Here is a 7,439-nt window from a genome sequence, read left to right as displayed (position 1 = left end):
AAAAATCGCGATCGCAGCCTTCGGCTGCTTAAAAAAAGAAACCCCCGCTAAAAAGCGGGGGTTTATCATCAATCTGAGCCTCTGAGGAGGCTCTTATTACCGGACGGTTGTTCATCTTAAGCAGGATTGCACCGCATTGCTGTGATTGCTATACGTTGCATTTAGTGTTTAAAGTGGAATGCGGCGGCTTTGGTGTTGCGTTGCTCACACCTGAACAGAGCGTTACTCTCAATGACCATTTCCATGGAAGTCCGGACACCCTGGATACATTTGTCAAACAACTCACCGCTGTATATTCGAAGTTCTTTGGTATCTGGCCCTTTCGCGAGATAAGCCGAAAGGGCAGGTAAAAGCAGAAGATTGGCAACAGGGATTGTTGCCCAAGTCGATGGAAGTGCATGGACGCACTATCATCGACGGTCTTCTGGTTCTGCGCTTGAGACTTATGTTGTCTCGCGTCAGGGCCAACGGGGGGTGAAGGGGATCTCCCCTTCGAAGGCGCTACATCAGTACACTGAACCTAATTTCAGAAACGTTATTAAAATCACCCGAGTTACGACCGCAATAGCAGGACCGTTTCTAAAACCACCACTGCAATCTAGTCTTGTTTTTCTTTATTCAGCCTGGAATCAATATACCTTTGGAAATCCGGTTTTTCGGTGCAGCGCAATGTACCGCCTAACAATCCCGACAATATGCCGACGGTTTTCCCTGTTGTGCCGCTGCAATCTATGTTTTTAGTGGGGCGTTTGTTTGGATCTTCTTCCACCAGGTTATATCCCTGGGTTTGTTGCTGGTAAAAAGTCTGGTCGCGGTTTCGCACGGCATCATTGCTCATCGCCTGCATTTCCTGTTCAGCTATTTGACCCAGGTGTGAACTCAGTGCCTGATTGAGACGCTGCAGACTGTTGGGCTCTGAATGGTTGAGCGCGTTTTTAGGAGGCAGGTTTTCCGGGGTAGCCGGTGAGGGCTGAGTATCGACTTCTGGTTCGTTTTGAGCAATCGCCTGCTCAGGTACATCGGTAATTTCAGTGCGCGCTATGGGTGCTTGTCTCAATTCTTGTGTGGATTCGACTGGTGTTTCGACGGCTGTTTCGGTTTCTTCTATTTCTGGCTCTGCCGGTAGGGCAGCCGGTAGAGGTGGATAATACAAGGTGGCCTGAATGGGAATGACTGGTGGCGCAGGTTGCAAAATTACCGGGGCTTGCATTGCGGAGAAATACAGGATGATAGCGCAAAAAATGCTGTGAAGTACCAACGAGCTAAACAGTGTTCGTTTCTGCTGGCTCAGTGTGAGACGAGGTGGCGGACTGTTTTGTTCGTCAATGGTCTGGTGCACATCGATGGGAAGTTTTGCATCGGCAAATTCCACTTGCCCGATATCGAATACCGGATACTGTTGATTGTCCCCGTACGCAATGTCACCGTCTAACCCTGTGAAGTCCGGTTCTTTGGCGTCGGATGGAATATGATGGATGCTGATTGAATGCAAGTGACATCAGTTGCTAATTAAACTATGCAATAGAGGTCATTTTTTGGGGGAAGTTCAATCCATTAATAAAATTGCTGTCAGTGCGACAAAAAAATGGGCGGAGAATCCGCCCGTTTTTGTTTCCTGTTTACAGGCTTTCCAGTGCCGTGCGGGCCACCTGAATGGTCTGGTCGATAATGGCTTCTGAATGCATACTGGACACAAATCCCGCCTCGTAGGAGGCTGGTGCCAAATACACGCCAAGTTCCAGCATTTTGTGGTAAAAGCGATTAAACTGCTCATTGTTGCAACTAATCGCTTGTTGGTAGTTCACCACCTTGTCGACATCAGTGAAAAACAAACCAAACATAGAGCCGGCATAATTAACTGTCATAGGCACGCCTAACTCTTTGGCCTGAGCCTGAATACCCAGTGCCAGCTTTTCGGTATTGGCAGCCAGGGTGTCGTACATGCCGGGTGCCTGAATAGCATTCAGAGCCGCTAAACCTGCGCTCATGGCAATGGGGTTACCTGATAGTGTCCCTGCCTGATAAACCGGGCCACTGGGCGCCAGATGTTCCATGATATCTCGTTTGCCACCAAAGGCACCCACCGGCATACCTCCGCCGATAACTTTACCTAAACAGGTCAGATCCGGTTTGATCTGGTAATGTGCCTGAGCACCGCCAAGGGCAACGCGAAAGCCGGTCATGACTTCATCAAAAATCAACAGGGCGCCATGCTTGTCGCAAATGCTGCGCAGGCCTTCAAGAAATCCTGGCACTGGTGGGATACAATTCATGTTTCCGGCAACCGGCTCAACAATGATACAGGCGATATCGTCACCGCACTGAGTGAAAGCCGCCTCAACACTGGCGAGGTTATTAAACTCTACTGTCAGGGTGTGTTGCGCCACACTGTCCGGTACACCGGGTGAGCTGGGCACTCCAAAGGTCAAAGCGCCTGAGCCAGCCTTAACCAGCAGGCTGTCTGAATGGCCGTGATAACAGCCTTCAAATTTCAGAATTTTGTTTTTGCCGGTATAACCGCGTGCCAGACGGATGGCACTCATGGTGGCTTCCGTCCCGGAGTTTACCATGCGGGACATCTCCATACTGGGCACCAGACGGCTGATGAGTTCGGCCATTTGCACTTCCAGTTCGGTGGGAGCACCGAAGCTCAGACCGTTCTCGATCGCTTTTGCCACCGCGTTTCTGATGGCTTCATTGTTGTGGCCCAGAACCATTGGCCCCCATGACAAGACATAGTCGATGTATTGTTTACCGTCTGCATCGTACAGGTAAGGACCGTCGGCTTTTGCAATGAAGGGCGGAGTACCTCCAACGGCTTTAAAGGCGCGAACCGGGCTGTTTACGCCACCCGGGATATGTTGTTTTGCCTGGGAAAAAAGTTGTTCAGATTTTTGCATTACTGCTTTGCTCTCTTGTCTTTTTTGCGATTAGTTAAACAGGTTCGGGGCGGTTATTTGCTGTGATAGTGCCAGGGAACGGCCCGTTCATAGTCTCTCACTTTATTTTCAACACCCAATGCCAGGGCGAACAGGGCCATTCTGACCAAAACCCCATTGTCGGTCTGACGGAATATGGCTAAATTCGGATTTTGGTTCAGATCATTATCCAGTTCATTGGCGTCAGCACGAGAATCGCGCGGTAGTGGGTGCATTATCACGGTTTTAGACTGGAAGTGTTGGGTGTAAATCGCCTGATTCAGGCGAAACTTACCCCGATATTTGTTGGCCTCTTCTTTGGATGGGAAGCGCTCCTCCTGCACCCGGGTTTGATAGCAGATATCGGCATCAAATTGGCCATCCAGGGTATTTTGCACCTTAAACCGATGACCTGCGTTGCTGATGGTGTCCAGAATATAATCAGGCATACTCAGCTCTTCAGGTGAAATAAAGGTAAAGCGCACATCGTTAAACAAACACAAGAGTTTGGCCAGAGAGTGCACTGTGCGACCAAATTTAAGATCTCCCACCATGGCAATGTGCAGGCCATCAATACCACGCTGATGAAAGGCCAGCTCTTTTTTAATGGTATACAAATCTAACAGGGCCTGGGTAGGGTGCTCGTTGGGACCATCACCACCGTTGATACAGGGGACCCGACTGCCTTTGGAAAACTCTTCCACTGATCCGGCGTCAGGATGACGCATGGCAATGACATCGGAATAGCCACTGAGTACTCTGGCGGTGTCATACAAGGATTCGCCCTTCGCCAGGGCCGAGTTACCCACTCCCACGGTTTCACGCACTTTACCGCCTAACAAATTAAAGGCTGTACCAAAGCTGACCCGTGTTCGGGTACTGGGCTCAAAAAACAGGTTTCCTAAAATGGCACCATCTAATACCGTAGTGCGCTTTTCCCTGCGGGTATAGACTTCCATGGAGTCCGCAACCTGAAAAATTTGACGAATGGCATCGATATCAAATTGATTTACAGACAAGATATGTTGTCCTAAAAAACGACTCATGGTGATTGACCCTGCTGATGAATTAAACCTGTGTATTGTCCTTCGGTTGCCAGCAAAAAGAAAGTCGTTGCACGAGTTTATCTGTATTTATCCGATTGAGCGATTGCCGTTTTACCATTGGACACTGTTGAGCTTTGATATTTTGTTAAACTATTATCCGTTGCTGTGTAGGAAGTCCGGTCAAATCTGGCCCTTTCGCGAGATAAGCCGTAAGGGCAGTAAAAACCAGAAGATTGGCAACATGGATGTTGCCCAAGTCTATGCAAGTATAGGGATATACTTTCATTGACGGTCTTTTGGTTCTGCGCTTGCGGCTTATGTTGTCTCGCGCCAGGGCCAATAGGGGGTTGAAGGGGAGCGCCCCTTCCAGGGAGCTGCATCAAATCACTGAGGTAAAGAGTACGTACCATTATCAAAAGAGCGCCAGTGAGATAGCGCAATATGATAATAGTCTGGTGCCAACATTGTCTGAACTGACCAAATACAAAAACGAAGCAGCTTGGCCTCATTTTAAAATGAAGAAATTTAGATCCAGGACCTTATGGTCACTTAGTGAGTAATCACGATCTCTAGATAGGTAATAGTGGGCAGCTAACGATGTAGCTGCCCAGAGTGCAAAAATTAATTAATCTAACTTAAAGCGCCCTAACATGCTTTGCATATCATGGCATTTGTCTTCCAGTTCGCCGGAAATTTCGTCCACCTCACTCATAGTGGTGGCCAGCGCATCGGCAGAATGACTGATAGATTCGATACGTTTACTCAGGTCATTGCTGACCGCACTTTGCTCTTCTGAGGCGACGGCGATCTGGTGGTTCATATCGCTGACATTCACCACAGTTTCCTGAATACCATCCAGGATCTCGCTGATACTGTCGGCTTCGGTGGCTGCCTGACCCACGGCACTGGTACTGGAGGACATTGACTGATGAGCGTCTTCGGCTGAGCTTTGCAGACCGGTGACAATATTCTCAATCTCTTCCGTAGATGCTTGTGTACGCTGCGCCAGAGTACGTACTTCATCAGCTACAACCGCGAATCCTCGCCCTTGCTCGCCAGCCCGGGCGGCTTCAATGGCCGCATTCAGTGCCAACAGGTTAGTTTGTTCAGCGATAGATTTGATAACGGTTACAACAGAGCCAATTTTTTCACTGTTGTCACGCAGTCGATAAACCTGGTCGGCAGTGCCCATGATTTGGCTTTCTAATCCTTTGATGATGCCCACACTGCTCTCAACGCGATCCCGACCTTGTTCCACTCTTTCTTTGGCAATGTCTGTTTGCTCAACAGTGTGCTTCGAATGCTCGGCGACTTTGGACGCCGTGATAGACATTTCCTGCAAGGCTGTGGCAATCATCTGCACATCGGACAACTGGGTATCCGTGGATTTATTGGCATTCACCATCATGGATTTTATGGTTTCAGAACGGTTTTCAATGACGTTACCGGTTTGCAGTACGTTTTTAATCAGTTCCGTTAGTTTTTCCAGCAGCAGGTGGAAGTTGCGTGCCAGGTTGGCAAACTCTGTACTTCGGGCACCTTTCAGTTTACGGGTTAAATCGCCGTCACCTAAAGCAATTTCCTTGATAGATAAAGTAACATCCAGCAACTGTGACAAAACTAATTTTCTGGTGGTTATCACGGCTGCAACCAACATTACCACCACCAGGATCAGGATGTTAAACATCGCAGAGAAAGCATTACTGGCCAATTTGCTTTGCATTGGCGCTTTGGTGAACACCACGCTGATCTTGCCGATTTCTTTGTTGTCCCGGCTAATGACGCCGGTTTCAAATGCTTCGAAGGAATCATCGGTTACCCGGGTTTTCCCTGACTTGCCGAGTTCTTTGTCGCGATGGTCAGTTATAGTGACCCCGGAAACAATATCGATGTCTGTCATGGCTTTGGCAATTTGCTCTACCTGACCATAATCATAAGTGAATACCGGCTCTATCAGAGCCACTCTGGCATAACTGAGCTGGGCCTGCATTTGTTGTTCAAATTCGTTTTCTGCCTGACCGGAAGAAATCATATAGGCGATTGAACCGGATAGGCTGGCAGCTATAAAACCACTGACGAACAACCAAAATACCAGTTGGTTACTTATCGATTTAAACATGGGCGTCTAATGCCTCTTTTTTTGTACGCTTTTCGGTAAAATCCAGACTGAAAATTGTCGCACCAATCCCCGGTGCGGCTGGGTCATTAACAAGCCTGAAACGTTCCTGTAACACTATAGTTACAATTTGTGGGCACAGCAAATCTTTACCTGACGCCTTCCGATGGCGTTTTTGTTAAGAGCGTGTTGATCTTTATGGTACAATTTTGCACACAGGCGCTGCCCGAAGGGTTCGTCATATAAGCCCGAAGGGTTCGTCATATAAGCGCTTTACTCTTTGTCACAGTCCTTTGACTTAGCACCACCAGGCCTGTAGGACTGTTCCTCGATTAAAACGCTTACATCTAGAACAAATTTTGTACAGTGAAGTTCAACACGCTCTACTTGTTTTTATTATTTTGTTAACAAAGAATATAAAATCGTCATCCTAAATCAAAGATTAAAATAATATTTTTTTTCTGTATCGTCAGGTTCCTGAAAAAATCCATTCTTTAATGACAATATTTTTCGCTCTGAAAAGCGAACCTGTTGCAACGTATCCCGATAAGTTGACTGGAACAAAGCTTCGTACTCACCTGAATCTATCAGGGCTTTAAAGCCACTTTCAATTTCCTTTGCCAGTGCTTCGTCGTGTTGATTGACAAAGAAAAAATTAGCGTAGGGATAGTGAACGATCACGTTGGGTTCGATGGCAATATCGAATTGTTGATAGTTGTCATATTCTTCCCAGATCTCTAACACTGAGCGCGGAAACAATTGGAAACGACGTTTTTGCAGCATGTGAAACAGGGCGTCATAAGATGTGGTTGTATGGACTACGAAGCCATTGTCGCTGAATAATCCGACATCGGGCCAACCGCCTCCCAGGCCAATACTGAACAGACGCAGTTGTTGCGGAGTGTCTACCGATTTAAGCAGTTCGGTGTTGTCTTTGTTGATTAAAAAGAGGCGCCAACCCAGTAATCCTTTTTGGATGGGGATTCGGATGGCCCGATAATGTGCTTCCCGGTGCTTTGAGGTACCGGTCCAGACCACATCCAGCAAACGTTCATTTAACAACAACAAGGCACGGTCTTGTTGCGCCGGGTAGTCTGATTCAAGCAGCTGGTAACTGTCCTGATAGCGCGACAGGATTTTTTCCAGAATAAGCAGGGCAAAGTCCTGGCGCTTATCAACCCCATCTTCAGGACGGGGGTAGCGGATATCTCGGGTGGCACTGGCGCTAAAAGCTGTGTAAAAAAACAGGATCAGCACAAATACTTTTAGCTGATTCATAGGAGAATAGCGTTTCGGTAAGAATGTAAGTAGTGTTAGGTATAAACCAGAAAATAGCAACTTACTGCGCAATATCAGTGG

The 7,439-nt window shown here is 47.7% G+C and carries 5 protein-coding genes; all 5 read right to left on the bottom strand.

Translation table 11 applies throughout. From position 1 onward, the window contains the following. Nucleotides 1-598 precede the first annotated feature (598 nt). Nucleotides 599-1,492 carry a cell envelope integrity TolA family protein gene (locus tag AC0J20_RS18815; protein WP_473022916.1) on the bottom strand — a complete coding sequence of 298 codons (894 nt, stop codon included), beginning with the start codon at nucleotides 1,490-1,492 and terminating at the stop codon, nucleotides 599-601. A gap of 127 nt (nucleotides 1,493-1,619) precedes the next feature. Then, the gene (gene hemL, locus AC0J20_RS18810) at nucleotides 1,620-2,900 is read right to left on the bottom strand and encodes a glutamate-1-semialdehyde 2,1-aminomutase (protein WP_229528260.1); all 1,281 of its coding nucleotides are present in this window, start codon (nucleotides 2,898-2,900) and stop codon (nucleotides 1,620-1,622) included. A gap of 53 nt (nucleotides 2,901-2,953) precedes the next feature. After that, a complete protein-coding gene (locus AC0J20_RS18805; RefSeq protein ID WP_229528261.1) occupies nucleotides 2,954-3,964 on the bottom strand; it encodes an aspartate carbamoyltransferase in 1,011 nt (336 codons plus the stop codon). A 625-nt stretch (nucleotides 3,965-4,589) separates the two neighbouring features. Then, nucleotides 4,590-6,083, bottom strand: coding sequence for a methyl-accepting chemotaxis protein (locus tag AC0J20_RS18800; protein ID WP_229528262.1), 1,494 nt, complete (start codon nucleotides 6,081-6,083; stop codon nucleotides 4,590-4,592). A 432-nt stretch (nucleotides 6,084-6,515) separates the two neighbouring features. Beyond that, nucleotides 6,516-7,358 (bottom strand): hypothetical protein, encoded by an 843-nt coding sequence (locus AC0J20_RS18795; protein WP_473022915.1) that lies wholly within the window; start codon nucleotides 7,356-7,358, stop codon nucleotides 6,516-6,518. Nucleotides 7,359-7,439: the final 81 nt, after the last annotated feature.

It is taken from the genome of Planctobacterium sp. R6 (assembly GCF_055755215.1).
This window is presented reverse-complemented; position numbering and strand designations above follow the sequence as displayed.